Source organism: Lysobacter enzymogenes (assembly GCF_023617245.1).
In the GTDB taxonomy this organism is placed as follows: domain Bacteria; phylum Pseudomonadota; class Gammaproteobacteria; order Xanthomonadales; family Xanthomonadaceae; genus Lysobacter; species Lysobacter yananisis.
Map to the genome: position 1 here is coordinate 4,879,134 of NZ_CP067396.1, position 24,300 is coordinate 4,903,433.

General features: G+C 71.4%; 20 protein-coding genes and 1 pseudogene. 13 read left to right on the forward strand and 8 right to left on the reverse strand.

Annotated elements, in window-relative coordinates:
* Window positions 1–189: 189 nt before the first annotated feature.
* Window positions 190–2,370, reverse strand: a complete 2,181-nt coding sequence (locus JHW41_RS20160) for a RelA/SpoT family protein (RefSeq protein ID WP_057946390.1) — start codon at window positions 2,368–2,370, stop codon at window positions 190–192.
* 201 nt (window positions 2,371–2,571) lie between these two features.
* Here JHW41_RS20160 and JHW41_RS27540 point away from each other — a divergent pair, with 201 nt between their 5' ends.
* Complete coding sequence (locus JHW41_RS27540) at window positions 2,572–2,910, forward strand: DUF6053 domain-containing protein (protein ID WP_428995407.1); 339 nt, start codon at window positions 2,572–2,574, stop codon at window positions 2,908–2,910.
* Here the strand turns inward: JHW41_RS27540 and rpoZ are convergent.
* The 3 genes from rpoZ to JHW41_RS20175 form a co-directional block, all read right to left on the reverse strand.
* Window positions 2,799–3,098: a DNA-directed RNA polymerase subunit omega gene (gene rpoZ, locus JHW41_RS20165; RefSeq protein ID WP_057946389.1), complete on the reverse strand. Its 300-nt coding sequence runs from the start codon at window positions 3,096–3,098 to the stop codon at window positions 2,799–2,801. The genes JHW41_RS27540 and rpoZ overlap by 112 nt on opposite strands.
* A gap of 243 nt (window positions 3,099–3,341) precedes the next feature.
* Window positions 3,342–3,962 carry a guanylate kinase gene (gene gmk, locus JHW41_RS20170; protein WP_250445081.1) on the reverse strand — a complete coding sequence of 207 codons (621 nt, stop codon included), beginning with the start codon at window positions 3,960–3,962 and terminating at the stop codon, window positions 3,342–3,344.
* Window positions 3,963–4,071: 109 nt separating this feature from the next.
* Window positions 4,072–4,932 (reverse strand): YicC/YloC family endoribonuclease, encoded by an 861-nt coding sequence (locus JHW41_RS20175; RefSeq protein WP_057946387.1) that lies wholly within the window; start codon window positions 4,930–4,932, stop codon window positions 4,072–4,074.
* Between the two features lie 70 nt (window positions 4,933–5,002).
* On the opposite strand from JHW41_RS20175, the gene rph reads away from it, so the two are divergent.
* From rph to JHW41_RS20210, 7 genes are all read left to right on the forward strand, one after another.
* Entirely contained in the window at window positions 5,003–5,779 is a 777-nt protein-coding gene (gene rph, locus JHW41_RS20180) for a ribonuclease PH (protein ID WP_250445083.1), read from the forward strand.
* Window positions 5,780–6,174: 395 nt separating this feature from the next.
* Window positions 6,175–6,567, forward strand: coding sequence for a VOC family protein (locus JHW41_RS20185; protein ID WP_057946385.1), 393 nt, complete (start codon window positions 6,175–6,177; stop codon window positions 6,565–6,567).
* Complete coding sequence (gene rdgB, locus JHW41_RS20190) at window positions 6,564–7,160, forward strand: RdgB/HAM1 family non-canonical purine NTP pyrophosphatase (protein WP_250445092.1); 597 nt, start codon at window positions 6,564–6,566, stop codon at window positions 7,158–7,160. The genes JHW41_RS20185 and rdgB overlap by 4 nt, the downstream gene beginning before the upstream one ends.
* On the forward strand, window positions 7,157–7,735 hold the full coding sequence (locus tag JHW41_RS20195) for a hypothetical protein (RefSeq protein WP_250445094.1): 579 nt from the start codon (window positions 7,157–7,159) through the stop codon (window positions 7,733–7,735). The genes rdgB and JHW41_RS20195 overlap by 4 nt, the downstream gene beginning before the upstream one ends.
* 187 nt (window positions 7,736–7,922) lie before the next feature.
* A complete protein-coding gene (hemW, locus tag JHW41_RS20200; RefSeq protein WP_078998407.1) occupies window positions 7,923–9,125 on the forward strand; it encodes a radical SAM family heme chaperone HemW in 1,203 nt (400 codons plus the stop codon).
* 338 nt (window positions 9,126–9,463) lie between these two features.
* Window positions 9,464–11,779 (forward strand): DUF1631 family protein, encoded by a 2,316-nt coding sequence (locus JHW41_RS20205; RefSeq protein WP_250445096.1) that lies wholly within the window; start codon window positions 9,464–9,466, stop codon window positions 11,777–11,779.
* Window positions 11,776–12,123 carry a PilZ domain-containing protein gene (locus JHW41_RS20210; RefSeq protein WP_250445105.1) on the forward strand — a complete coding sequence of 116 codons (348 nt, stop codon included), beginning with the start codon at window positions 11,776–11,778 and terminating at the stop codon, window positions 12,121–12,123. Before JHW41_RS20205 ends, JHW41_RS20210 begins: the two co-directional genes overlap by 4 nt.
* A gap of 165 nt (window positions 12,124–12,288) precedes the next feature.
* On the opposite strand, the pseudogene JHW41_RS27545 reads toward JHW41_RS20210, so the two are convergent.
* Window positions 12,289–12,423, reverse strand: a pseudogene (locus JHW41_RS27545) (hypothetical protein); the annotation flags it as partial.
* Between JHW41_RS27545 and pepQ the strand changes: the two are divergent.
* Both pepQ and JHW41_RS20220 read left to right on the forward strand, forming a co-directional pair.
* Window positions 12,422–13,756, forward strand: coding sequence for a Xaa-Pro dipeptidase (gene pepQ, locus JHW41_RS20215; protein WP_250445106.1), 1,335 nt, complete (start codon window positions 12,422–12,424; stop codon window positions 13,754–13,756). The pseudogene JHW41_RS27545 and the gene pepQ overlap by 2 nt on opposite strands.
* A 25-nt stretch (window positions 13,757–13,781) precedes the next feature.
* Window positions 13,782–14,222 carry a YybH family protein gene (locus tag JHW41_RS20220; RefSeq protein WP_250445108.1) on the forward strand — a complete coding sequence of 147 codons (441 nt, stop codon included), beginning with the start codon at window positions 13,782–13,784 and terminating at the stop codon, window positions 14,220–14,222.
* Window positions 14,223–14,432: 210 nt separating this feature from the next.
* On the opposite strand, the gene JHW41_RS20225 is transcribed toward JHW41_RS20220, so the two are convergent.
* Window positions 14,433–15,029: a short chain dehydrogenase gene (locus JHW41_RS20225; RefSeq protein WP_250445118.1), complete on the reverse strand. Its 597-nt coding sequence runs from the start codon at window positions 15,027–15,029 to the stop codon at window positions 14,433–14,435.
* 100 nt (window positions 15,030–15,129) lie between these two features.
* Here JHW41_RS20225 and JHW41_RS20230 point away from each other — a divergent pair, with 100 nt between their 5' ends.
* On the forward strand, window positions 15,130–16,026 hold the full coding sequence (locus tag JHW41_RS20230) for a LysR family transcriptional regulator (RefSeq protein WP_057946377.1): 897 nt from the start codon (window positions 15,130–15,132) through the stop codon (window positions 16,024–16,026).
* A 266-nt stretch (window positions 16,027–16,292) separates the two neighbouring features.
* Here the strand turns inward: JHW41_RS20230 and JHW41_RS20235 are convergent, their stop codons facing one another.
* Both JHW41_RS20235 and JHW41_RS20240 read right to left on the reverse strand, forming a co-directional pair.
* Window positions 16,293–17,627, reverse strand: a complete 1,335-nt coding sequence (locus JHW41_RS20235) for an aminopeptidase P N-terminal domain-containing protein (protein WP_250445120.1) — start codon at window positions 17,625–17,627, stop codon at window positions 16,293–16,295.
* 1 nt (window position 17,628) lies between these two features.
* The gene (locus JHW41_RS20240) at window positions 17,629–18,177 is read right to left on the reverse strand and encodes a UPF0149 family protein (protein ID WP_091806116.1); all 549 of its coding nucleotides are present in this window, start codon (window positions 18,175–18,177) and stop codon (window positions 17,629–17,631) included.
* Window positions 18,178–18,421: 244 nt separating this feature from the next.
* On the opposite strand from JHW41_RS20240, the gene JHW41_RS20245 reads away from it, so the two are divergent.
* Both JHW41_RS20245 and JHW41_RS26090 read left to right on the forward strand, forming a co-directional pair.
* Window positions 18,422–22,993, forward strand: a complete 4,572-nt coding sequence (locus tag JHW41_RS20245) for an EAL domain-containing protein (protein ID WP_250445122.1) — start codon at window positions 18,422–18,424, stop codon at window positions 22,991–22,993.
* A 418-nt stretch (window positions 22,994–23,411) separates the two neighbouring features.
* Window positions 23,412–24,053 (forward strand): MerR family DNA-binding protein, encoded by a 642-nt coding sequence (locus tag JHW41_RS26090; RefSeq protein ID WP_309152306.1) that lies wholly within the window; start codon window positions 23,412–23,414, stop codon window positions 24,051–24,053.
* The last annotated feature ends 247 nt before the right edge of the window (window positions 24,054–24,300 follow it).

Below are 24,300 nucleotides of genomic sequence, written 5' to 3' on the forward strand. Positions count from 1 at the left end.
ACGGAACGCGAGCATCGTAGCGGCTGGATCGCGCGCCGCAAACCGTTGCGCGGCGCAAGCAGGCCGCCTGCCGACGCTCGATGCCCGCCAGTATGCCGCCGCGCCGGGACCGCGAACCCCACGCGCCTCCCAGTCCGCTTTTGCGCGCGTCCTTCATTCCCGCGACGGCCGACGGCCGCCGCCGGCGGCTCACATCCGCTGCACGCCCAACACCACCGGCAGGCGCCGCACCCGCCGCATCACGTCGGCGAGGTGGCGGCGGTCGTGCACTTCGATGGCGAAGCGCATCACCGCGATATTGGCGTCGCGTTCCAGGTACTCGACGCGGTCGATATTGGATTCGGCTTCGGCGATCGCCGCCGCGACCTGGGCCAGCGAGCCGGGGCGGTTGTCGACTTCGATCCGCAGCGCGGCGGCGAAGTCGCCGGAGACCTGCCGGTCCCAGCCGATCGCCACCCAGCGGTCGGGCGACTTGCGGTAGTCGGCGACGTTCGGGCAATCCAGCCGGTGCACCACGATGCCGCGGCCGGCGGTGTGGTAGCCCATGATCTCGTCGCCCGGCAACGGCAGGCAGCAGTTGGCGAAGCTGATCACGCCGCGCTCGGAGCCGGTGATGAGGATCTTGTCCTCGGGCAGGCGCGGCCGGTCGATGGCGCGCCCGCGCGACTTGCCCGGCGCCTCGCGCGCCAGCGCCAGCGCGACCTGGTTGGGCATGCGGTTGCCCAGCGCGATGTCGGCCAGCAACGCCTCCAGGCGCGGATAGCGGTTCTCGCCGAGGTAGGCCTCCAGGCGCAGCGCCGGAGTGCGGTCGAGCGAGGTCTCCAACGATTCCAGCGCGCGGTCGAGCATGCGGTGGCCGAGCTGCACCGCGTCCTCGTGTTCGAGCTGCTTGAGCTGCTGGCGGATCGAGGTGCGGGCCTTGCCCGAGACCACGAACTCCAGCCACTGCGGCTTGGGCGAGGACGACTTGGCGGTGATGATCTCGACCCGCTGACCGCTGGCCAGCTTGGTCCGCAGCGGCACCAGCTTGCCGTCCACGCGCGCGGCGACCGCGCGGTTGCCGACGTCGGTGTGGACCGCGTAGGCGAAGTCCAGCGCGGTGGAATTGCGCGGCAGCGAAAGAATGTCGCCCTTCGGCGTGAACAGGTAGACCTCGTCCGGGAACAGGTCGACCTTGACGTTCTCCAGGAACTCCAGCGACGAGCCGGTCGCGCGCTGCGACTCGACCAGGTTGGCGATCCAGCTGTGCGCGCGCGACTGCGCGCTGTTGGGGCCTTCGCCGCCGTGCTTGTACGACCAGTGCGCGGCGATGCCGCGCTCGGCGACCAGGTCCATGTCCTCGGTGCGGATCTGCACTTCCACCGGCGAGCCGTAGGGGCCGAACAGCACGGTGTGCAGCGACTGGTAGCCGTTGGCCTTGGGGATCGCGATGAAGTCGCGGAAGCGCCCGTCCAGCGGCTTGTACGCCGAATGCACCACGCCCAGCGCGTGGTAGCAGTCGGGCACGTTCTTGACCACGACGCGGAAGCCGAACACGTCCATGACCTGGTTGAAGCTCTTATGCTCGTTGTGCATCTTGGTGTAGATGCTCCACGGCGACTTCACCCGGCTGATCAGCCGGTGCGGCAGCTTCTCTTTCGCCAGCCGCTGGGCCAGGTGCGCCTCGATCTGCACCAGCGATTCGCGCCGCACCACCGGCTGGGTGCGGATGCGCTTTTCGATCACCGCGTGGCGCCAGGGGTGCATGGCGCGGAAGCCGAGGTCCTGCAGTTCGGCCTTGATCAGGTTCATGCCCAGGCGCTGGGCGATCGGGGCGTAGATCTCCAGCGTTTCCAGGGCGATGCGTTGTCGCGCCTCGGCGCTCTGCGCGCCGAGGGTGCGCATGTTGTGCAGGCGGTCGGCGAGCTTGATCAGGATCACCCGCAGGTCGCGCGCCATCGCCAGCAGCATCTTGCGGAAGCTCTCGGCGGCGGCCTCCTGGCGGTCGCGGAACTGCAGCTTGTCGAGCTTGGTGACGCCGTCGACCAGTTCGGCCACGGTCGCGCCGAACTCGGTGGCCAGGCACTCGCGCGTGACCGGGGTGTCCTCGATGGTGTCGTGCAGGATCGCCGCGACCAGGGTCTCGATGTCCAGGCCCTGCTCGGCCAGGACCTTGGCCACCGCCACTGGATGGGTGATGTAGGGCTCGCCGGACTTGCGGGTCTGCCCGGCGTGCGCGGCGGCGCCGACCGCCCAGGCCCGGCGCAGTTGCTGGCGCTGGGGCTCGGGCAGGTAGTGCGCGGCCAGTTCCAGCTCGCGCACGTAGTCCGGCAGCTCCGTGTCTTCGGGAGCGGCGGGATAGGTCTTCAGCGCGGGCTCGGCAGGGGTCATAACGGAAATTTACGCGCGCGGTACGGCACGTGGCAACGCATCGTCATGTTCTGGATGTGGCGGCGGTGAGATGAGGCGCAAGCAATCGGGCGCGGGACGCGACGGCGGGCGACGGCGGCGTTCAGGAAAACGTGGGCTCGACGGCCGGATCCGCGCTGGATGCAGGGGCCGCCCGCTGTTGTGGAAGGGGCTTCAGCCCCGATGCTTTCCGCTCAAATCGCCGAGATCGGACACCAGAGCGCCGGGGCTGAAGCCCCTCCCACATCAGCCCGGCGGCAGCCGGCAACGGCGGGCGGGTTCGAAAGCGGGCCAACAACGGACGGGCCCAAAAAGAAAACGGCCCCGCGAAGCGGAGCCGTTTCTCGGTCGCGGCCTGCGCCCGGCGGGGCGAGGCTGCGGGCGGCCCGCGCGGCGGCGGGCCGGGGGACTCAGTCGTCGCCCTTGGACAGGTCGTCGTCGGCCACCACTTCGGCCGCGGCCCATTCCAGGGCTTCGCGTTCCTTGCGCTCGCGCTCGGCCTTCTCGACCGCGTCGATGTAGTCCGGGTTGACCTGGCGCGCGGCGATTTCGCGCAGCGCCAGCACGGTCGGCTTGTCGTTGGCTTCGCTGTTGTCGAGCTGCGGCTCGACGCCGTTGGCCAGCTGGCGGGCGCGCTTGGCGGCCAGCATGACGAGTTCGAAGCGGTTGGGGACCACTTCCAGGCAATCTTCGACGGTGATGCGGGCCATGGGGCTCCTGCGGCCGGGTCGGCCGTCTTGCAAACGGATGGGGACCGGGAAGTCTAGGCGCAAGCGCCCCGAAACGCAAGGTTTCGGGCAATTAACCCTTACGAATCAACCCGATACCCCCTGTAGGAGCGGCGCAAGCCGCGACCGCGACACCCCACATTCGGCGCAAGACCAGAACCCCGCGGTCGCGACTCGCGTCGCTCCTACAGGCGGGCTTCCAGCCTCATCGCGACCGGGCGGGCCTCAGCCCTCGTCGACCAGCAGCGCCGTGATCAGGCGCGAATGCCGCGCCACCTGCGCCTCGCGCCGCAGCCGGCTGGCGGTGAAGATCGCGCACATCTCGTCCACCGCGGTGTCGAAGATCTCGTTGACGATGACGTAGTCGAACTCGCCGTAGTGCGACATCTCATCGCGCGCAGCGGCCAGGCGCTGGCCGATCACTTCCTCGGTGTCCTGCCCGCGCGAGCGCATGCGCGATTCCAGCGCCTGCCGCGACGGCGGCAGGATGAACACGCTGACCGCGTCGGGCACCTTCTTGCGCACCTGGCGCGCGCCCTGCCAGTCGATCTCCAGCAGCACGTCCTTGCCGGCCGCCAGGAACGGTTCCACCGACTGCCGCGCCGAGCCTTTCCAGTCGCCATGCACGCGCGCGTGCTCGAAGAAGTCGCCCTCGGCGACCATCGCCTCGAACTCCTGCTCGCTGACGAAGTGGTAGTGCTCGGCATGGCGCTCGCCCGGACGCGGCTTGCGCGAAGTGAACGAGATCGACAGGCGGATGTTCGGGTCGCGCGCGAGCACCGCGTTGACGATGCTGGATTTTCCGGCTCCGGAGGGAGCGGCGACGATGTAGAGGGTTCCGCGCATGGGTCGGTGGAATGTCCGCTTGGAGATGTAGCAAGAGCGAGAAGTGAGAAGAGGGGAATGAGAAGTGAGCGAAAGCGGCTTGCGCTCGCTCCTCGCTCCTCTTCGCTCTTTACTCGATGTTCTGGATCTGCTCGCGCGCCTGGTCGATCAGCACCTTGAGCTCGACCGCGGCGGCCGAGCTGCGCGCGTCGACCGACTTGGAGCCCAGGGTGTTGGCCTCGCGGTTGAACTCCTGCAGCAGGAAGTCCAGGCGGCGGCCGACCGCTTCTCGCAGCTTGAGCACGCGGCGGGCCTCGGCGACGTGGGCGTTGAGGCGGTCGAGCTCTTCCTCGACGTCGAGCTTCTGCAGCCACAGCACCAGTTCCTGCTCCAGGCGGCCGTTGTCGGCCGGCTGGGCGAGGTCGGCCAGGCGGGTTTCCAGCTTGGCGCGCTGGCCGGCGCGGATCGCCGGCATCATCGCGCGGACTTCGCCGGCGATGCGCTCGATGCCGTCCACGCGCTCGCCGATCGCCGCGGCGAGCTTGCCGCCCTCGCGTTCGCGCGAGGCGACGAATTCGTCGAGCACGTCGTCCAGCAGCGCCAGCGCTTCGGCCTGCAGCGCGGCGGGATCGGTGGCCTGCGCCTGCAGCACGCCGGGGAACTGCAGCAGCTCGGTGAACTCGGTGCGCAGCGCCGGGAAGCGCGCGGACAGGTCGATGGCCAGGTCGCTGAGCTCGCGCAGGCGGCTCGGGTTGAGCTGCAGCGCGTCGCCGCCTTCCGGCGCGCGCAGGCGCAGGGTCAGGTCGAGCTTGCCGCGGCCGACGCGGGCGGCGATGCGTTCGCGCAGGGCCGGTTCCAGCACCCGCAGCTCGTCGGCCAGGCGCACGCCCAGCTCGAGGAAGCGGTGGTTGACCGAGCGCAGCTCGCAGCCGAGCGTGCCCCAGGGTGTCGCGCGTTCGCCGCTGGCGAAGGCGGTCATGCTGCGGATCATTCGCAGGTTTCCGAGCCTTACGGGGGGTGAATGGTAAACTCGCCGGCCCTCAAAACGGTAACGCCGCGCCATGACCGGTCCCATCGCCGCCCCCGCCCAGGCCTCGGCCGGCCCCCAATCCGGCCCGGTCGCGCGTCCCAGCGGCCGCCTGGCCGACCAGTTGCGCGAGGTGACCATCGAGCGCGGCTACACCCGCCACGCCGAGGGCTCGGTCCTGGTCAGCTTCGGCCAGACCCGGGTGCTGTGCACCGCCAGCGTCGACAACAAGGTGCCGGCATTCCTGCGCGGCAAGGGCGAGGGCTGGGTCACCGCCGAGTACGGCATGCTGCCGCGCGCCACCCACACCCGCAGCGACCGCGAGGCCGCGCGCGGCAAGCAGGGCGGGCGGACCCTGGAGATCCAGCGCCTGATCGGCCGCGCCCTGCGCGCCTGCATCGACCGCAAGGCGCTCGGCGAACGCACCATCACCCTGGACTGCGACGTGCTGCAGGCCGACGGCGGCACCCGCACCGCGGCGATCACCGGCGCCTACGTGGCCCTGGTCGACGCGGTGCGCTGGCTGCAGGCGCGGCGCGAGATCAACCGCGACCCGATCTTCGGCGCGGTCGCGGCGGTGTCGGTCGGCATCTACCGCGGCACCCCGGTGCTGGACCTGGACTACGCCGAGGACAGCGACTGCGACACCGACATGAACGTGGTCATGAACGACGGCGGCGGCTTCATCGAACTGCAGGGCACCGCCGAGGGCCACGCGTTCCGGCGCGAGGAACTCGATGCGCTGCTGGCGTTGGCCCAGGCCGGCATCGGCGAACTGGTGGAGAAGCAGCGCCAGGCGCTGACTGGCTGAGCCGCGGCGCGCGCGCGCCGCAACGACATCGACGGCGCCACTCGCGGGCGGGCAGGAAAGACGCGGCGGGCGATGGGGGATCGGTCCTCTTCGCTCGTTATTTCTTTCCTCCCGCCCGTTCGCATTGGCGCCAACCACGGCAAAACTCCGCATCCGCGCCGCCCGGCTTGCGCGCACTGCATCGCAGTTCGCGCGTCGGGCGCTGAACTTTCCGGCGCCGGTCGCGTTCAATCGCCCCGACGGCGTCGCGCCCGCGCGCGGCGCGATCGGCACGGCGGTCGCGCGCGCGGCAGCCCCGTTCGCGCCGCCTGCGCGTTGTGTGCCTGGGCGGCGGCCCGACCCGGCGCGGCTTCGACTACGACCGCAACGTTTTTCCCTGTTCGCAAGGCTTACGCATGAATCGCAGCATCGGCAGCATCACCCTGGTCGTGGACGACTACGACCGCGCCATCGATTACTACACCCGCGCGCTCGGCTTCGCCCTGCTCGAAGACATCGACCTCGGCGGCGGCAAGCGCTGGGTGCGGGTGGCGCCGGCCGCCGGCGCGCAGACCGCGCTGCTGCTGGCGCAAGCCGCCGACGAAAACCAGCGCGCGCGCATCGGCGACCAGACCGGCGGCCGGGTCGGCTTCTTCCTGCACACCGACGACTTCCATCGCGACCACGCCGCGATGCGCGCCCAGGGCGTGCGCTTCCTGGAATCTCCGCGCGTCGAGACCTACGGCACGGTCGCCGTATTCGAAGATCTGTACGGTAATCGCTGGGATTTGCTGGAATTGAAAGCATGAAACTGGTGCTGGCCAGCAGCAACGCCGGAAAGCTGGTGGAGCTGCGCGACCTGCTCGGCGCCACCGGCATCGAACTGGTGGCGCAATCGGACCTGGGGGTCGAGGACATCGAGGAAACCGGCAGCACGTTCGTCGAGAACGCGCTGCTGAAGGCCCGGCACGCGAGTGCGGTCACGGGCCTGCCGGCGCTGGCCGACGATTCGGGCATCTGCGTGGACGCGCTCGGCGGCGCCCCGGGCCTGTATTCGGCGCGCTACAGCGGCCGCCACGGCGACAACGAAGGCAACATCGACAAGCTGCTGGCCGCGCTCAAGGACGTGCCCGACAAGCGCCGCGGCGCGCATTTCTATGCGGTGATCGTGGCCCTGCGCCACGCCGGCGACCCGCGTCCGATCATCGCCGAGGGCGTCTGGAACGGGCGCATCCTGCACCGGCGCCAGGGCAGCCGCGGCTTCGGCTACCAGCCGGTGTTCCTCGACACCGAACACAACATTTCCGCCGGCGAGATCGACGACGCGCTCAAGAACCGGGTCAGCCACCGCGCCCGCGCCCTGGCCGCGCTGCGCGAACGCTTGCCGGAGCTGGCCCGGTGAACCGGATGCTGCGCGCCGACGCCCCGCATCGCCGCGCATTCCGCACCGGCGGCCACACCGTGGCCACGGTCGCGGTGCTGTACCTGCTGGCCCTGCCGATCGCGGTGTGGATCCGCCAGGACGGGCTGCAGACCGGCGCCACCGATTTCGCCAGCGAGTTCCGGTTCGCGTTGTGGCTGCTGGCCGCGCTGGTCGGGCTGGTCGCCGCGGCGGCGGTGCAGCGGGTCAGCCTGGGCGCCGCCGGCGACGGCGCGATCCGCTATGCCAACATCACCAGCCTGCACCGCAGCCGCAGCTTCGCGCCGGAGGAAGTGCAGGCCATGTCCCTGCACCGGGCCAAGGACGGGCGCCTGCGCCTGACCTCGACCCTGGAGCTGCGCCTGGCCCCGGCCGCGCACCGGCGCTGGACCACGGTGACCTTGTTCGACGGCGACATGTCCGGCGACGGCCGCGCCGAGCCGCTGGCTTCGATCATCCGCCAGGTGGTGCAGGTGCGGCCCGACGTGGCCCTGGATACCAATCTGCGCGCGCTGCTGGCGGCGCGGCGGTACGGGGCGTCGTCGCTGGAGCGCTGAGGCCGGGGAGCCGCCTCCGGCCGGGGACACCGCCAGGGAACCGGTAGCGGCCGCTTCGCCGCGCCGCGCTCGCCCAGCCTTCGCGCCCCGCCTTCCCGCCCTACCCGCGCCGCCCCTGCCCGGGCGGGCTAAACTGCGCGCCTTCCCCCGACCGATTCCCGGGCCTTCGCCGCCCGGTGCCCGCCTCTTGAGCGTCGCCCTCGTTCCCCCGCCGCTGTCGCTGTACGTGCACCTGCCCTGGTGCGTGCGCAAATGCCCGTACTGCGACTTCAACTCGCACGAAGCCCGCGGCGCGCCGCCGTTCGCGGCCTATGTCGATGCGCTGGTCGCCGACCTCGAGCACGACCTGCCGCTGGTCTGGGGCCGCACCGTGCACAGCGTGTTCTTCGGCGGCGGCACCCCGAGCCTGTTCCCGCCGGAGGCGATCGACCGCTTCCTGCAGGCGGCCAGCGCGCGCCTGCGCTTCGCCCCGGGCTGCGAGATCACCCTGGAGACCAACCCGGGCACCGCCGAACACGGCCGCTTCGAGCTGTACAAGGCGGCCGGGGTCAACCGGTTGAGCTTCGGCATCCAGAGCTTCGACGACGGCTGCCTGCAGCGGCTGGGCCGGATCCACGGCAGCGCCGAGGCCGAGGCGGCGGTGAAACTGGCCCGCGACGCCGGCTTCGACAATTTCAACCTCGACCTGATGTACGCCCTGCCCGGCCAGACCCTGGCGATGGCCGAGTACGACCTGGAGCGCGCGTTCGCGCTGGAACCGGCGCACATCTCGCATTACCAGCTGACCCTGGAGCCCAACACCGTGTTCGCGGCGCGCCCGCCGCAGGACATTCCCGACGAGGACAACGCCTGGGACATCCAGGAACGCTGCCAGGCCCTGCTCGCGCAGCGCGGCTACGGCCAGTACGAGGTCAGCGCCTACGCCCGGCCCGGGCGGCAGTGCAAGCACAACCTCAACTACTGGCGCTACGGCGACTACCTCGGGATCGGCGCGGGCGCCCACGGCAAGATCAGCCTCGGCGCCGAACAGGCGATCGCGCGGCGCTGGAAGCTCAAGCATCCCACCGCCTACCTGGCCCAGGCCGGCACCGCGGCGGCGATCGGCGGCGACGAGCGGATCGCGCCGGCGCGGCGGCCGTTCGAATACATGCTCAATGCGCTGCGGCTGGTCGAGGGCTTCTCGCTGGATTCCTTCGAGGCCTCCACCGGCCTGGGCCGCGACGCGATCGCCGCGCAGTTGGCCGAGGCCATGGCCGCGGGCTGGTTGGAGCGCGACGGCGACCGGGTCCGGCCGACCGAGCTGGGCCGGCGTTTCACCAACGACGTGGTGGCGCTGTTCCTGGATGAGGATGCCGCCACGGACGACACGGGCGCGGCGCGATTGCTGTGAGTGCGGCTGCTTTAAGTGCGACTGCGTTGAGCGCGGCGGTTCTGAGCAGGCCCACTTGAGCGGGCTTGCCCTAAGCGCGACCACGCTCAGCGCGCCCGCCCTGGACGCGTCGGCCGTGGAAGAAACGGTCGCCGCCTGAGCCGGCCGCAAGCCGCGCCGCCGGCATCACGGCCCAGACACATCGCGGCACTGAGACTCGCTGCTGGCCGCCGCGTCGGGGACTACGCGTTTGTGCCAATGGTCGCCTCCTGTCGGCGGTCCGCCGCGCCCGCTCCGCCGGGCTGGGCGGGCGCCGGGGAGGCGTGGTTATATTTCCCGGTCGTCAGTACCGAATGCACATGCCCGCCACGTTCGACCCCCTGGACGCCTCGCCTCGGGCCACCCTGGCCACGGCCGCCTTGCCGCGCCGCGTGCGCCGGCTGTTGGAGCAGCTCTACGCGCTGGTCAGCGACGAGATCGCGCCGCAGATGGAGCGGATGCTGGCCGAATTCGAGCAACAACTGTTCCGCCAGGCCGACCAGGCGCGCAATCCGGGGCTGCAGTCGGGCTATCTGGAAACGCTGCGGCTGGTGCGGTTGCGGCGCTCGGATCTGATTCCGCGCTATCTGGTGGGGCTGGAGGCGGAGCTGTCGCGGGTGCGGGAGGCGGCGGCGGAAGGGACGTCGCGCCCGGCTGCGTCTGCGGCGCCTGAGTTTCGCGAGCTTCGGTTGGTCGAAGACAGCGAGATCGACGAAGCCACCGTCCTGCGCAGCCTCGCCAGCCGCCACGAGTCGCGCGCCGGGCTCGGCCTGTTGCTGCTGGGCCAGCGCTTCGGCGTGCTGGCCGGAGCGCCGGCGTTCGACAGCGAACGCCTGCCGGTCGGTCCGCACCGGCTGATCCGCCGCTTCGCCCAGGCCTGCCAGCCGCTGCAGATCCCGCTGGAATCGCGGCTGGACCTGTACCGCGTGTTCGACCAGCAAGTGATGCTGGGCTACAGCGCCCTGGTCGAATCGATGAACCTGCTGCTGGCGCGCGACAACGTGCTGCCGAGCCTGTCGTTCGTGCCGCTGCGCGCGCGGCCGAGCGCGCAGGACAAGCCCGCGCCGGCGCCGCGCGCCGAAGCCGACCCCGCGGCCGAGACCGCGCGCGAACCCGGCGCCGCGCCGGCCCCCGCCGCCGGTCCGCGTCCGCACACCGCCTGGACCGCGGCGGCCGCCGCGCCGGCCGCCGACGCGCTCGACTTCGCCACCCTGCAGCGCTGGCTGTCCGAGCGCCGCGACCTGGTCGAGAAACTGCGCCCGCGCCCGCCGCAGGCCGACGCGCCGCCCGCGCCGCCGGCCCTGGCCACCGGCGAACTGATCGAACTCATCGCCGGCCTGGACGAGGCCGCCGGCCGCGGCGCCCAGCCGCTGCGCAAGATCGCCGACCTGCGCCAGGCCCTGCTCGCCCAACGCCGCGCCGCCGGCGCCGAAGCCGCGCTGTCGCGCGAGGACGGCGACGTGTTCGAACTGCTGGGCCTGCTGTTCGACGAGATCGACCAGCGCCTGCGCGGCGACGCGGTGATCTCCAACCTGCTCAACCGCCTGCAGACGCCGTTGCTGCACGCCGCCTTGCGCGACCGCTCGCTGCTGGCGGCCGACGGCCACCCGGCGCTGCAACTGCTCAACACCGTGGCCGAGGCCGGCGCGCGCTGGACCCCGGCCGAAGAGGCCGACCCGCAGCTGCACGAACCGCTGCGCCAGGCGGTCGAGCACGTGGTCGAGCAGCGCGGCTCGGCGCAGGCGTTCGATTCGGCCAACCAGCGCCTGCAGGAGCACCTGCATGCGCTGGCGCGCAAGGCCGAGGTGGCCGAGCGCCGCCATGTCGAGGCCGCGCGCGGCAAGGAAAAGCTCGAACTGGCCAAGCGCCGCGCGCAACAGGCGCTGTCCGATCTGGTCGAACAGGGAACCGGCGCCGGCCAGCGCCTGCCGCGCTTCGTCCAGACCCTGCTGAGCCAGGCCTGGACCGACGTGCTGACCCTGACCCAGCTGCGCCACGGCGAAGATTCCGACGCCTGGCAACGGCAGTTGCAGATCACCGGCCAGATCGTGGCCGCCAACCAGGGCGGCGGTGGCGCGCGGCTGCACGGCCTGGACGGCGACATCGAGCACGCGCTGACCCTGGTCGGCTACCACGGCGACGACGCCCGCGCGATCGCGCGCCAGCTCACCGTCGGCCCGGCCACCGGCGAGGACGCGGCCTCGCGCACCGAACTGGCGATGAAACTGCGCCAGCGCAGCCGCCTGGGCGAGGACGGCGCGGCCGCCGCCGCGACCGCGCCGCGCGCGCCGCTGCCGCCGCGCGACGAACGCGAGCAGGCCTGCTTCGAACGCCTGCGCGCGCTGCCGTTCGGCACCTGGTTCGAATTCGTGCAGAACCAGCAGGGCGACGCGGTGCGGCGGCGGCTGTCGTGGTTCAGCCCGGTCACCGACAACGCCCTGTTCGTCAATCATCGCGGCCAGCGCGTGGCCGAGCACTCGCTCGACGCGCTGGCGCGGATGCTGGCGCGCGGGCAGGCGCGGATCGTCGAGCAGGAACGCAACCGCCTGGTCGACCGCGCCTGGCACGCCGCGCTGGACGCGTTGCGCGGCTTCGGCGGCCGCGGCCGCGACGAGCCGCCGGAGCGGCCGGCATGAACGACGAGTTCCGCCGCGCGCGCCGGCGCCGCATCGTCGAAACCGTGCAGGTGATCGACACCATGACCGAACAAGTGGTCGGCCACCTGGGCAACCTGTCGGAGACCGGCATGATGCTGATCGCCAGCATGCCGCTGGCCGACGACGCGCTGTATCAGCTGCGCTTCGACCTGCGCGACGCGCCGCGGCAGGCGCCGATCGAAGTCGGCGCGCACCTGCTGTGGCAGGACCGCGCCAGCATGCCCGGGCAGACCTGGGCGGGCTTCCGCTTCATCGCCATGCCCGAGGACGGGATGGTGCAGCTGCGGCAGTGGCTGGATTCGCCGGGCGGCAGCTTCGAGTAGGCGAGTGCACGGCGACCTGAGCGGAAAGCATCGGGGCTGAAGCCCCTCCCACAACAGCCAAAGCATCGGGGTTGAAACCCCTCCCGCAACAGCCAAAGCATCGGGGCCGAAGCCCTTCCCGCAGAAGCCTTGGCTCGAGGCCGGCGCGGCTTTTGTGGGAGGGCCTTCAGGCCCGACGCTTTTCGGCCGGATCGCCGCGAACGCCCCCGGCCAATCCCCCGCCCGCGCAAGCCCCGCCGCGCGCGGATGCGGCAAAATGGCGGTCCCCGGCCCTGTGGCCCGCCATCCGCCCGACGCCATGAACGCTCCCGCCGCCTCCCCCGCCGACCTCTACGCGCAGCACTTCGCCGAGCAACAGCGCCGCGCGGCGCAAGCGTTGGAGCGCGGCGGTTTCGATCACCTGGTCGTGCCCAGCGGCACCCTGCACTATCAGGTCTTCGACGATCGCGACTATCCCTACGCGGTCAACCCGCAGTTCAAGGCCTGGGTGCCGCTGGTGCGCAACCCCGGCAGCTGGCTGGTGTTCACTCCGGGCGCCAAGCCCAAGCTGGTCTACCTGCAGCCCTTCGATTACTGGCACGTGGTGCCGCAGGCGCCGAGCGGGCCGTGGGTCGAGCACTTCGAGGTGATCGTGATCCGCGAGCCGTCCGACGCGCTGGCGCACCTGCCCCAGGACCCGGCACGCTGCGCGATCCTCGGCGAGCCGCAAAGCGCGCTCGGCGGGTTCGCGCCGAATAATCCGCCGCCGGTGATCGATTACCTGGAGTACCACCGCGCGTTCAAGACGCCGTACGAAGTGGCGATGATGCGCGAGGCCACGCGCAAGGGCGTGCGCGCGCACCGCGCCGCCGAGGCCGCGTTCCGCGCCGGCGCCAGCGAGTTCGACATCCACCTGGCCTACTGCGCCGCCGCGCGCCAGGACGCCAACGAGCTGCCCTACGGCAACATCGTCGCGCTCAACGAAAACGGCGCGGTGCTGCACTACATGGAACTCGGCCGCGAAGCGCCGGCGCAGTCGCGCAGCTTCCTGATCGACGCCGGCGCCAGCCATGCCGGCTACGCCTGCGACATCACCCGCACTTACGCCGCCGACGCGAACGGCGAATTCCAGGCGCTGATCGACGCGGTCGACGCGGCCCAGCAGCGCATGTGCGCGCAGGTGCGCGCCGGCTTCGACTACAAGCAGTTGCATCTGGACGCGCACCTGGCGCTGGCCGGCATCCTCAAGGATTTCGGCGTGCTCAGGGTCTCGCCCGAAGCGGCGGTCGCCAACGGCGTCAGCAACGTGTTCTTCCCGCACGGCATCGGCCACGGCATCGGCCTGCAGGTGCACGAGGTCGCCGGCTTCGCCGCCAGCGACCGCGGCGGCCGCATCGACAAGCCGGCCGGGCACCCGTACCTGCGCCTGACCCGCACCCTGGAGCCGGGCATGGCGGTGACGATCGAGCCGGGCCTGTACTTCGTCGACCTGCTGCTGGACGGCCTCAAGCGCGGCGAGCACGCCGCCGCGGTGGACTGGGCGCGCATCGACGCGTTCCGTCCGTTCGGCGGCATCCGCATCGAGGACGACGTGGTCTGCACCGACGACGCGCCGGTCAACCTGACCCGCGAAGAGTTCGCCGCCGCGGCCTGAGCGCCGCCCGCACCGGAGCGCCGCCATGCACGACCGCCACGATCCCTTCCTCGCCGCGCTCGACGCCTACGCCGCGGCGGTGAAGGCCAAGGATGTCGACGCCTTCGCCGCGCTGTACGACGAAGACGTGCACGTGTTCGACCTGTGGGGCCGCTGGGAACTGCGCGGCCTGCCGGCGTGGCGGGCGATGGCGCAGGAATGGTTCGGCTCGCTCGGCGAGGACACCGTCGTGGTGACCCATGCCCACGCGCAGTCCCAGGCCGGCGCGGAACTGGCCTACGGCCACGCCCTGCTGACCTACACCGCGTACGCCGCCGACGGCTCGCGCCTGCGCTCGCTCGACAACCGCATCAGCGCGGCGCTGGCGCGGCGCGGCGAGGGGTGGAAGATCGTGCACGAGCACACCTCCGCGCCGGTCGACCATGCCAGCGGCAAGGCGATGCTGAAGCGCGACGGGACCGACTGAGCGTGGAAGGGCCTTCGGGCCCGACGCTCCAGCTTTTGTGGAAGGGCCTTCAGGCCCGATGCTCTTGTTTCAGATCGCCGCGACCTGAGCGAAAAGCATCGGGCCTGAAGGCCCTTCCACAAAAGCTGAAGCATCGGGACTCAGAGCCCTCGGTTCGAGCGAGCGCAGGAAGGCCGCGCGGCCTTCCTGCGCTGCTTACCTCCACCGGCCTCACCAGACCTCGAACGTCCGCCCGCTCTGCACGCCCTCGACGCTGCGCCGGTAGGCCAGCGCCGCGCGCGCGGCCGGCACCGGCTCGAAGCCGGGGAAGAACGCGCCGTAGGCGTCCATCGATTCGCTCAGCACGCTCGGGCTGACCGCGTTGATGCGCAGGCCGCGCGGCAGTTCGCAGGCGGCGCCGGCGACGAAACCCTCGATCGCGCGGTTGACCGCGCTGGCGTTGGCGCCCGCGCGGATCGGCTCGGCCGAGACGATGCCGGTGGTCAGGGTGATCGAGCCGCCATCGGAGAGGTGATGCTGGCCCAGCAGCGCCAGCCGCACCTGGCCGAGCAGCTTGTCGTTGAGGCCGATGGCGAAGTCGGCCGGCTTCATTTCGCTCAGCGGGCCGAAGTGCAGCGCGCCGGCGGCGGAGACGATGGCGTCGAGCTTGCCGGTCTTGCGCAGCAGCGCCTCGACGCTGGCGTCGTCGGTGATGTCGACCGGGTACTGCGCGCTGCTGCGGCCAGCGGCGAGGATCTCGTGGTGGGACAGGGTCTGGGCGATGGCGCGGCCGAGGGTGCCGCTGGCGCCGACGAGCAGGATCTTCATGGGGATGTTCCAGGAGTGGGAAACCGGCGTGCAGTCTGCGCGCCGTGGCGTGCACGGTGAATGCGCTAGCATTTCGCGCTCCCCTAACCCTGGGTTAGCCATGGACCTGCTGCGCGCGATGGCGGTGTTCGTCTCGGTCGCCGACACCGGCAGCTTCGCCGCCGCCGCGCAGGCGCAGCGGCTGTCGGCGGTGATGGTCGGCAAGCACGTGCGCCAGTTGGAAGAGCGCCTGGGCGCGCGGCTGCTGCAGCGCGACACCCGCAAGCAGCGCCTGACCGAGGCCGGCGCCGCGTTCCTGGCCGAGGCGCGGCAGGTGCTGGAGCAGGTGCGCCGCGCCGAGACCGTGACCGAGCGCCTCGGCGACGGCGCGCGCCCGCGCGGGCATCTGCGGGTCAGCGCGCCGCTGACCCTGGGCACGGTCGCGATCGCGCCGCTGGCGACCGCCTACCTGCGCGCTTATCCGGACGTCAGCCTCGACCTCGCCCTGGAAGACCGCGCCGCCGACCTGATCGCCGAGGGCTACGACGCCGCGATCCGGATCGGCCCGCTGCCCGATTCCGACCACCTCGTCGCGCGGCCGCTGCGGCCGTACCGGATGATGGTGTGCGCGGCGCCGTCCTACCTGCGCGAGCGCGGCACCCCGGCGAGCCCGGCCGAACTGATCGGGCACAGCTGCCTCAACCACCTGCTGTGGCATCCCAACGCCGGCTGGCGTTTCGCCAGCCTCGGCGGCGAAGCGCTGCGCCTGCACGGACGTTTCGCTTCCAACCACGGCGAAGCGCTGCGGCGCGCGGCGCTGGACGGTTGCGGGATCGTGTTGCAACCCGAAGTGCTGCTGGCCGACGACATCGCCGCCGGCCGGCTGGTGCCGCTGTTCGAAGACGACCTGCCGCCGCCGCGGCCGGTGCACCTGCTGTACCCGCGCGATCGCCAGCCGCTGCCGAAGCTGAGCCGGTTCATCGAGCTGGTGATGGAGACGTTGGGCCCGCGGGAATGATCGAAGTCCGAGGGTAGGAGCGGCGCGAGCCGCGACCGCGCCACCTCGCTGACGACGAAGGTTTCGTCGCAGTTGCGTTGTCGCGGTCGCGGCTTGCGCCGCTCCTACAGTCGCTGCGTTGCGGCTCTCTCAAGCGGTGATCCCCGCGAAGACGGGGATCTAAAGACTTCGGAGCCATGTCGCGATGAAGCCCTGGATGCCCGCATCCGCGGGCATGACGACGGCGGGCTGCGCGCGGACCGTTGAACGTCCGCGCCGCCTCGGGCCTACGCCGCCCGCCGCTGCGCCATCAGCGCCTCGATCTCATCCGCGCTGCGCGCCAGCCGCGCGGTCAGCACTTCGTGGCCTTCCTTGGTGATCGCGACGTCGTCCTCGGTGCGGATGCCGATGCCGCGCCAGCGCGGCTCCACGGTGCTGTCGTCGGGCGAGACGTACAGGCCCGGCTCGATGGTGAACACCATGCCCGGTTCGAGCAGGCGCGACTCGCCGTCGATGCGGTACTCGCCGACGTCGTGCACGTCCATGCCCAGCCAATGCCCGGTCTTGTGCCGGTAAAAACGCTTGTAGCCGCCCTCGGCGAGGTTGCGCTCCAGGCTGCCCTTGAGCAGGCCCAGCCGCAGCAGGCCTTCGGTCAAGGTCTCGACCGCGGCCAAGTGCCCGGTTTCGTACGCCACGCCCGGCCGCGCCTGCGCCAGCGCCGCGGCCTGGGCCGCGCCGACTAGGTCGTGCAGCGCGCGCTGTTCGGCGCTGAAGCGGCCGTTGACCGGGAAGGTGCGGGTGATGTCGGCCGCGTAGCCGCGATACTCGGCGCCGGCGTCGATCAGGATCAGGTCGCCGTCGCGGGCCTGGGCGTTGTTGGCGCGGTAATGCAGCACGCAGGCGTTGGCGCCGGCGCCGACGATGCTGCCGTAAGCGGATTCGGCCTCATGCCGGCGGAACACGCATTCGATCTCGGCCTGCAGTTCGTACTCGTGCACGCCCGGCCGCGCCGCGCGCATCGCCGCCTCGTGGGCGAGCACGCTGATGTCGGCGGCGCGCTGCATGAAGCGCAGTTCGTCGCGGTCCTTGAACAACCGCAGTTCGTCGAGCAGGTGCCCGAGCTCCAGGAATTCGTGCGGCGGCTGCGCGCCCTGGCGCACCATCGCCCGCACCCGGTTGAGCCAGCCGATCAGCTTGAGGTCGAACTCGGCGTCGCGGCCGAAGTGGTAGTACACGCGCGAGCGACCTTCCAGCAGCCCGGGCAGGATGTCGTCGAGGTCGGTGATCGGGTACGCGTCGTCCAGGCCGAACGCCTCGACCGCGTCTTCCGGGCCGTAGCGCGGCCCGTCCCAGGCCTCGCGCTCGCGGTCGCGCTCGCGGCAGAACAGCAGCACCTCGCCGTGGACGCGGCCGGGCACCAGCACCAGCACCGACTCGGGCTCGGGGAAACCGCTGAGGTAGCTCAGGTCGGAGTCCTGGCGGAACGGGTAATGGGTGTCGCGGCTGCGGATCAGTTCGTGCGCGGACGGCACGATCACGATCGCGTCGGGGCCGGCCATTTCCATCAGCTGCCGGCGCCGGCGCGCGTGCGCCTTGGCCGGCATGGTCAGCGCCGCCAGCATTTCAGTTCAGCCGCTGGCGGTGGCGCGCGGCCAGGGCCACGTCGCCGTGCAGGCCGAGCGCGGCGACGCGGACGAATTCCTCCAGTTCCGCCAGCGCTTCCTCGTCTTCCTCGTCGCCCTCTTCCTGCGGCGCGGTGGCGGCGAACTTGGCCAGGTCGCCGAGCGCCTCGCGGCTTTCCTCCGACAGGTTCGGCGCCGCGCCCGCGGCCAGGCCGAAGCCGCCGAGGAAGCCGCGGCACCAGTCGAACAGCGCGCCGCTGCGTTCGCTCAGCGAGGCCTGGGCGTCGGGCAGCAGCAGTTCGAAGCCGAACTCGGCGTCGCCGATCTGCGCGACCGTGGCCACGCGCAGGCGGTCGAGCGCGCCGCCGGCGGCCGGGGTCGCGGCGGACGGGTCGGCGAGCACGCGCGCCGGCCATTCGCGCACGTCGGCGCCGCCGCCGGCGAGCCAGCCGCACAGCGCGCCGTGCAGTTCGGCGGCCGAAGTGCTGAGGGTCAGGGCCAGGCTTTCGGCCTCGACCTCGGACAACAGGGGAAGAGAATTCGCGGGCACGGGCACGCCATCAGGGGGATTGCGGCCAGTTTAGCGCGCGCGCGGCTTGCCGCGCCGGCCCTCACGCGGCCTACACACCGGCCCGGCCGCGGCCGCGCCAGCGCACGGTTTCGCGCGCGGTTGCGCCGGCGCAGCGCGACCGGGGCGCGCAAGTGCTTGTTGCCGCCATCGGCGCCTGCCTACACTGCGGCTCTTGCGTGCCTGCGCCACGGTGTCCGTGCGTCCCTCGTCCCCCGCCGCCCTGTTGACCGCCGTCCTGATCGCCCTGCTGTCGTGCGCGGCGGCGTGGCCGCAGCGCGTGGCGGCGGCGACCCGCGATTTCTACTTCTCGCGCCTGGGCAGCGAGCTGGGCCTGAGCCAGAACTCGGTCACCGCCTTCGCCCAGGACGCGCACGGCTTCGTCTGGGTCGGCACCCAGGGCGGCCTGCACCGCTACGACGGCCAGCGCTACCTCGCCTACCGCCACGATCCGCGCGACCCGGCCAGCCTGCCCGACAGCTACGTCACCGCGCTGGCGCTCGACGGCCAGCGCGCGCTGTGGGTCGGTACGCACTCGGAGTACCTGGCGCGGCTGGACCTGGCCAGCGGCAGCATCCACCGCTACGGCGCGCCCGAGTCGCAGGCCGGACGCCAGGTGGTGTCGCTGCTGCCGTGGCGCGAGCAGGTGCTGATCGGCACCCTCGCCGGGCTGGAACGGCTCGACCCGCAGACCGGCACGCGCGAGTTGTTGTTGGCGCTGCCCGGCGAAGCCACCCGTCCGGCGCCGTGGCAGGGCCTGGCCGAGGGCCGCGACGGCAGCGCCTGGTTCGCCAGCGCCGCCGGCCTGCACCGCATCCGCGTCGACGGCCGGGTCGAGCGCATCGGCGCGGCGATCGCGCTGCGCAGCGTGCTGATCGACCACCGCGGCGTGCTCTGGGCCGGCGGCGGCGACGGCCTGTACCGGCTCGACGGCCGCACCGGCGTGCTGGTCAAGATCGAGGACGAAGCCCTGGCCGGCCTGCGCGACGCGCGCGCCCTGGCCGAGGCGCCCGACCACCGCCTGTGGATCGCCGGTTTCGGCACCGGCCTGTACCGCTACGACCCGCAGACCGGCCACAGCCAGCGCGTCCACGCCGAGCCCGGAGTCGAGGCCAGCCTGCCGGAAGACACCGTCGATGCGCTGATGATCGACCACGGCGGCCTGCTGTGGGCCGGCGGCATCTTCCGCGGCGTGGCCGTGGCCGATCCGCGCGGCACCCGTTTCAGCTATGTGCTCGACCTGGAGGACGCGCGCCCGGACCGCGCCGCCGCCGACGCCAGCATCCGCGCCCTGGCCCAGGACGACAGCGGCGCGATCTGGATCGGCACCGACAACGCCCACCTGCGCCGCTACGACCTGTCCGGCGACCGCTTCCAGGACATGACCTCGCTGCTGCCGGCGAACGCACGCCAAGTGACCGCGATCGCGCGCCAGCCCGAAACCGGGCCCGCCGATGCCGACGCGGCCACGGCGACCGCCAGTGACGCGCCCAAACCGGTGCCGCCGGGCCGGCTGTGGCTGGCCACCTCCGGCGGCCTGTTGCGGCTGGACCCGGGCACCGGCCGGATCGAGCCGGTCGACCTGCGCGGCTACAAGGACGCCGCCCTGCGCAGCCTGCGCTTCGCCCGCGACGGCAGCCTGTGGCTGGGCAGCGACGACATCGGCGCGCTGCATTACCTGCCCGACAGCGGCGTGCTGGTGCGCTACGCCTACCGCGAGGGCGATCCCAAGGGCCTGAGCCATCCGCGCGTCAACGCGATCCTGGAGGACCGCAACGGACGCATCTGGTTCGGCACCGGCGACGGCCTGGACCTGCTCGATCCCAAGACCGGCTACCTGCGCCATTACCGCCACGTCACCGACCAGGCCGACAGCCTGCCCGGCAACGTGGTGCGCGCGCTGCACCAGTCCGCCGACGGCTCGATCTGGGTCGGCACTCCGGCCGGACTGAGCCGGGTGGTGGAATTCGGCGACGGCCGCATCCGCTTCGAGCACCCGCTGGCCGAAGTGCTCGGCGACCATCCGGTGCCGGTGGTGTTCACCATCGCCGAGCGTCCCGACGGCCGCCTGTGGCTGGGCACCGACACCGGCATCCTGCGCTTCGACCCGGGCGCCTCGCTGGTGCGCCGCTACGGCCTGGCCGACGGCCTGCAGGACCTGGAATTCAACGCCGGCGCGGTCGCCGCGCTGGCCGACGGGCGCCTGGCCTTCGGCGGCGTGCGCGGGCTCAACCTGTTCGATCCGGCGCGCATCGCCGACTCGCGCTACACCCCGCCGGTGCGCCTGCTCGGCGCCTGGATCGGCTCGGACACCAGCGCCGGCTCCAGCGCGCTGTGGCAATCGTCCAAGCTCGAAATCCCCGACGGCGCCGGCATCCTGCGCCTGCGCATCGGCGCGCTCGACTTCGGCCCCAACAGCGGCATCCGCTATCGCTACCGCATGGACGGGTTCGACCGCGACTGGATCGACAACGGCCCGCGCCAGGACATCACCTACACCCGCCTGCCGCCGGGACGCTATCTGTTCCGCGCCCAGTCGACCAACCGCGACGGGGTCTGGAACACCCAGGAACTGACCATCCCGGTCGGCGTCGACCCGCCGCTGTGGCGGCACCCGCTGGCGATCGCCGCCCTGGCGCTGGCCGCGCTCGGCCTGCTGCTGAGCTTCGGCTGGCGCTGGCACCGCGCGCGCCAGCGCGAACGCGGCTACTTCACCCAGATCCGCGAACGCGAAGAACGCCTGAAACTGGCGCTGTGGGCGTCCGGCGAACAGTTCTGGGACTACGACCTCAAGCGCCGCGAGCTGCACCGCATGCGCGTGGACGATCACAACGCGCAATCGCCCGAGATCGGCGTGCAGGCCGACATCGCCGACGATCACGAGATCCACCCCGACGACCTGCCGCGGGTCGCCGAGCTGCTGCGCAAGCACCTCAAGGGCGACGCCGCGCTGTTCCTGTCCGAGCACCGCATGCGCACGCCGAAGGGCGACTGGGGCTGGGTGCGGGCGCGCGGCCGGGTGGTCGAGCGCGACGGCGAAGGCCATCCGGTGCGCGTGGCCGGCACCGGCCGCGACGTCACCGCGGTGCGCAGCGCCGAGCGCGAACGCCGCATCGCCAGCGAAGTGCTGCGCTCGATGGCCGAGGCGGTGGCGGTGTTCGACCGCGACTTCGTGTTCGTCTCGATCAACCCCGCGTTCTCGCGCATGACCGGCTATCCCGAGGGCGAGGTCATCGGCCAGACCACCGGCCTGCTCGACAGCCGCCAGCACGATCCGGAGTTCTATTCGGACATGCGCGACGAGCTGCAGCGCAGCGGCCGCTGGTCCGGCGAGATCTGGCAGCAGCGCAAGGACGGCAACGAGTTCCTGTGCTGGCTGCAGGCGTCCATCGTGCTCGACAGCAGCGGCCAGCGCGGCCACTACGTCGCGGTGCTGACCGACATCACCGACCAGAAACGCGCCGAGCAGGAACTGCGCTACCTGGCCAACTACGACACCCTCACCAGCCTGCCCAACCGCACGCTGCTGTCGGAGCGGCTGTCGCGGGCGATCGTGCGCGCGCGCCGCCACGGCCACCGCATCGCCCTGCTGTTCCTCGACCTGGACCGGTTCAAGGACATCAACGACTCGCTCGGCCACGCCGCCGGCGACCGCATCCTGCGCGCGGCCGCGGTGCGGCTGCAGGAAACCGTCGGCGCCGAACACACCGTGGCGCGCCTGGGCGGCGACGAGTTCACCGTGGTGCTGGAGAACCTGGACACGCCCGAGCAGGCCGAGGACGTGGCCCGGCGCATCATCAAGGCGTTCGAAGCGCCGCTGGACTTCGACGAACGCCACGACGTGGCGATCTCGCCGTCGATCGGCATCAGCGTCTATCCCGACCATGCGCAGGTGCCGACCGACCTGCTCAAGCACGCCGACACCGCGATGTACCAGGCCAAGGCCGCCGGCCGGCGCACCTTCATGCGCTACACCGAGGCGATGGACATCGAGATCCGCCAGCGCGCGACGATTTCCGCGGCGCTGCGCAAGGTGCTCGACCGCAACGAACTGCGGCTGGTGTTCCAGCCGCGGCTGTCGCTGCCGGAAGCGCGCATCACCGGCGTGGAAGCGCTGCTGCGCTGGCACAGCGCCGAATACGGCAACATCCCGCCGACCCAGTTCATCCCGCTGGCCGAGGAAAGCGGGCTGATCCTGGAGATCGGCGAGTGGGCGATGCGCGAGGCCTGCAGCCGCCTGCGCCAGTGGCGCCAGCACGGGCTCGACCAGCTGTCGGTGTCGGTCAACGTCTCGGCGATCCAGCTGCTGCGCGGCGACCTGCCGAAGATGGTCGCCCGCGCGCTCAGCGAGAGCGGCATCCCGCCGTGGCGGCTGGAGCTGGAACTGACCGAAAGCGTGGTCATGTCCAACGCCGCGCACACCTCCAACACCATGCAGGCGCTGCGCGAACTCGGCGTGGCGCTGGCGGTGGACGACTTCGGCACCGGCTATTCGTCGCTCGCGTATCTCAAGCGCCTGCCGATCAACACATTGAAGATCGACAAAGAGTTCATCAGCGACCTGACCCGCGATCCCGACGACGAAGCCATCACCACCACCGTCATCACCATGGCCCACTCGCTGGGCCTGAACGTGGTCGCCGAGGGCGTCGAACTCGAAGAGCAGATGGAATTCCTGCGCGCGCACGGCTGCGACGAGATCCAGGGCTACTGGCTGGCCAAGCCGCTGGAAGCCGACGCCTGCCTGGCCTTCATCAAGCAATGGCAGCCGCCGCAGAACGTGCGCGCCGCGTTCTGAGCGCCTTCGGCGGCGGGCCTGCGGGCCCGATGTCTTAGCTCTTGTGGGAGGGCCTTCAGGCCCGATGCTCTCGTTTCATATCGCGGCGAACTGACCGGAAGGCATCGGGCCTGAAGGCCCTCCCACAACAGCCCTGCCATGACAGCGCTCCCGCAAGCGCCGCGTCGCCGCGCGTCCCGCGACCTTCCCTGAGGGTCTATGTGCGAACGCGACCGCGGTCACGCCGCGAACGCGGCGCAATGCCGCACAACCCCCATGGATTCGCGTCCGGCAACGGCAGATCGACCGAACATTTCGGATTAGCCAATCCGGTCAATATTCATCCGGACCTCACACCCGCGGAAAGGCTTGACCCTGGACTATGGTCCAGACCGAACACTGGCGACGCACCGGGCGCCTTACGACACGGAGGTGGGAGTTGAAGATCGGGGAGTTCGCGCAACGCGTCGGGGTCGGCATCGACACCGTGCGCTACTACGAACGGCAGGGCCTGCTGCCGCTGCCGATGCGGCAGCTGTCGGGCTATCGGCGCTTCGAAACCAAGGACGTGGCGCGGCTGCAGTTCGTCCGCCGCGCCAAGAGCCTGGGCTTCACCCTCGCCGAGATCCGCGAACTGCTGGCCCTGCTCGGCAGCCGCGGCAGCGACATGGCCGGGGTCAAGGCGGCGACCACGCAGAAACTCGCCGACGTCGAAGCCAAGCTCGCCGAGCTCGTGCACATCCGCGACCTGCTGCAAATGCTGCTCGATTCGTGTCCCGGCCGCGGTGCGGTCGAATGTTGTCCGATAGTCAACGCCTTGGAGGGAGAGAAGCACATGAGCGGTCCGCATCCATTGGAGAAACCGTCCGATGGCACCACAGCCCCGCAGCGCAGCTGTTGCTCGGCCGCGCGCACCTGCGAGACGCAGGACGCCGCCAGCGCGGTCGATCCGATCTGCGGCATGCAGGTGAACATCGAAACCACGCAACACCACGCCGAGCAGTCGGGCGTGGGCTACTACTTCTGCTCGGCGCAATGCCGCCAGCAGTTCCTGGAATCCGGCGCGCCGGCCGCGCGCTGAGACTCCGGGCGACAAGGGGACGGCCGCTCGCCCACGCCGGGCGGCCGTAGCGCCGGGGCCGCGCCGCATCGCGGCGGCCGACGCGCCGTTCGGGGCTTCAACCGTTTCGACGTTGCAAAGACTCGCCCAGGTCGCGACCGCATCGGTCGCGGCGCGTCCGCCTGCGCGTCCGCCTGCGTTTCCGCGACAGGCCGCGCAGCCTTCCATCCGCCAGCCGAACCATCCATCCGCCAGCCCAAAGGGGAAC

Coding starts and splice junctions, on each gene's coding strand:
- JHW41_RS20160 (WP_057946390.1), bottom strand. CDS start 2,370: ATGACCCCTGCCGAGCCCGCGCTGAAGACCTATCCCGCCGCTCCCGAA.
- JHW41_RS20175 (WP_057946387.1), bottom strand. CDS start 4,932: ATGATCCGCAGCATGACCGCCTTCGCCAGCGGCGAACGCGCGACACCC.
- gmk (WP_250445081.1), bottom strand. CDS start 3,962: ATGCGCGGAACCCTCTACATCGTCGCCGCTCCCTCCGGAGCCGGAAAA.
- rph (WP_250445083.1), top strand. CDS start 5,003: ATGACCGGTCCCATCGCCGCCCCCGCCCAGGCCTCGGCCGGCCCCCAA.
- JHW41_RS20225 (WP_250445118.1), bottom strand. CDS start 15,029: ATGAAGATCCTGCTCGTCGGCGCCAGCGGCACCCTCGGCCGCGCCATC.
- JHW41_RS20220 (WP_250445108.1), top strand. CDS start 13,782: ATGCACGACCGCCACGATCCCTTCCTCGCCGCGCTCGACGCCTACGCC.
- pepQ (WP_250445106.1), top strand. CDS start 12,422: ATGAACGCTCCCGCCGCCTCCCCCGCCGACCTCTACGCGCAGCACTTC.
- JHW41_RS27540 (WP_428995407.1), top strand. CDS start 2,572: ATGCTTTCCGCTCAAATCGCCGAGATCGGACACCAGAGCGCCGGGGCT.
- JHW41_RS20185 (WP_057946385.1), top strand. CDS start 6,175: ATGAATCGCAGCATCGGCAGCATCACCCTGGTCGTGGACGACTACGAC.
- rdgB (WP_250445092.1), top strand. CDS start 6,564: ATGAAACTGGTGCTGGCCAGCAGCAACGCCGGAAAGCTGGTGGAGCTG.
- rpoZ (WP_057946389.1), bottom strand. CDS start 3,098: ATGGCCCGCATCACCGTCGAAGATTGCCTGGAAGTGGTCCCCAACCGC.
- JHW41_RS20205 (WP_250445096.1), top strand. CDS start 9,464: ATGCCCGCCACGTTCGACCCCCTGGACGCCTCGCCTCGGGCCACCCTG.
- JHW41_RS20210 (WP_250445105.1), top strand. CDS start 11,776: ATGAACGACGAGTTCCGCCGCGCGCGCCGGCGCCGCATCGTCGAAACC.
- JHW41_RS20235 (WP_250445120.1), bottom strand. CDS start 17,627: ATGCTGGCGGCGCTGACCATGCCGGCCAAGGCGCACGCGCGCCGGCGC.
- JHW41_RS20230 (WP_057946377.1), top strand. CDS start 15,130: ATGGACCTGCTGCGCGCGATGGCGGTGTTCGTCTCGGTCGCCGACACC.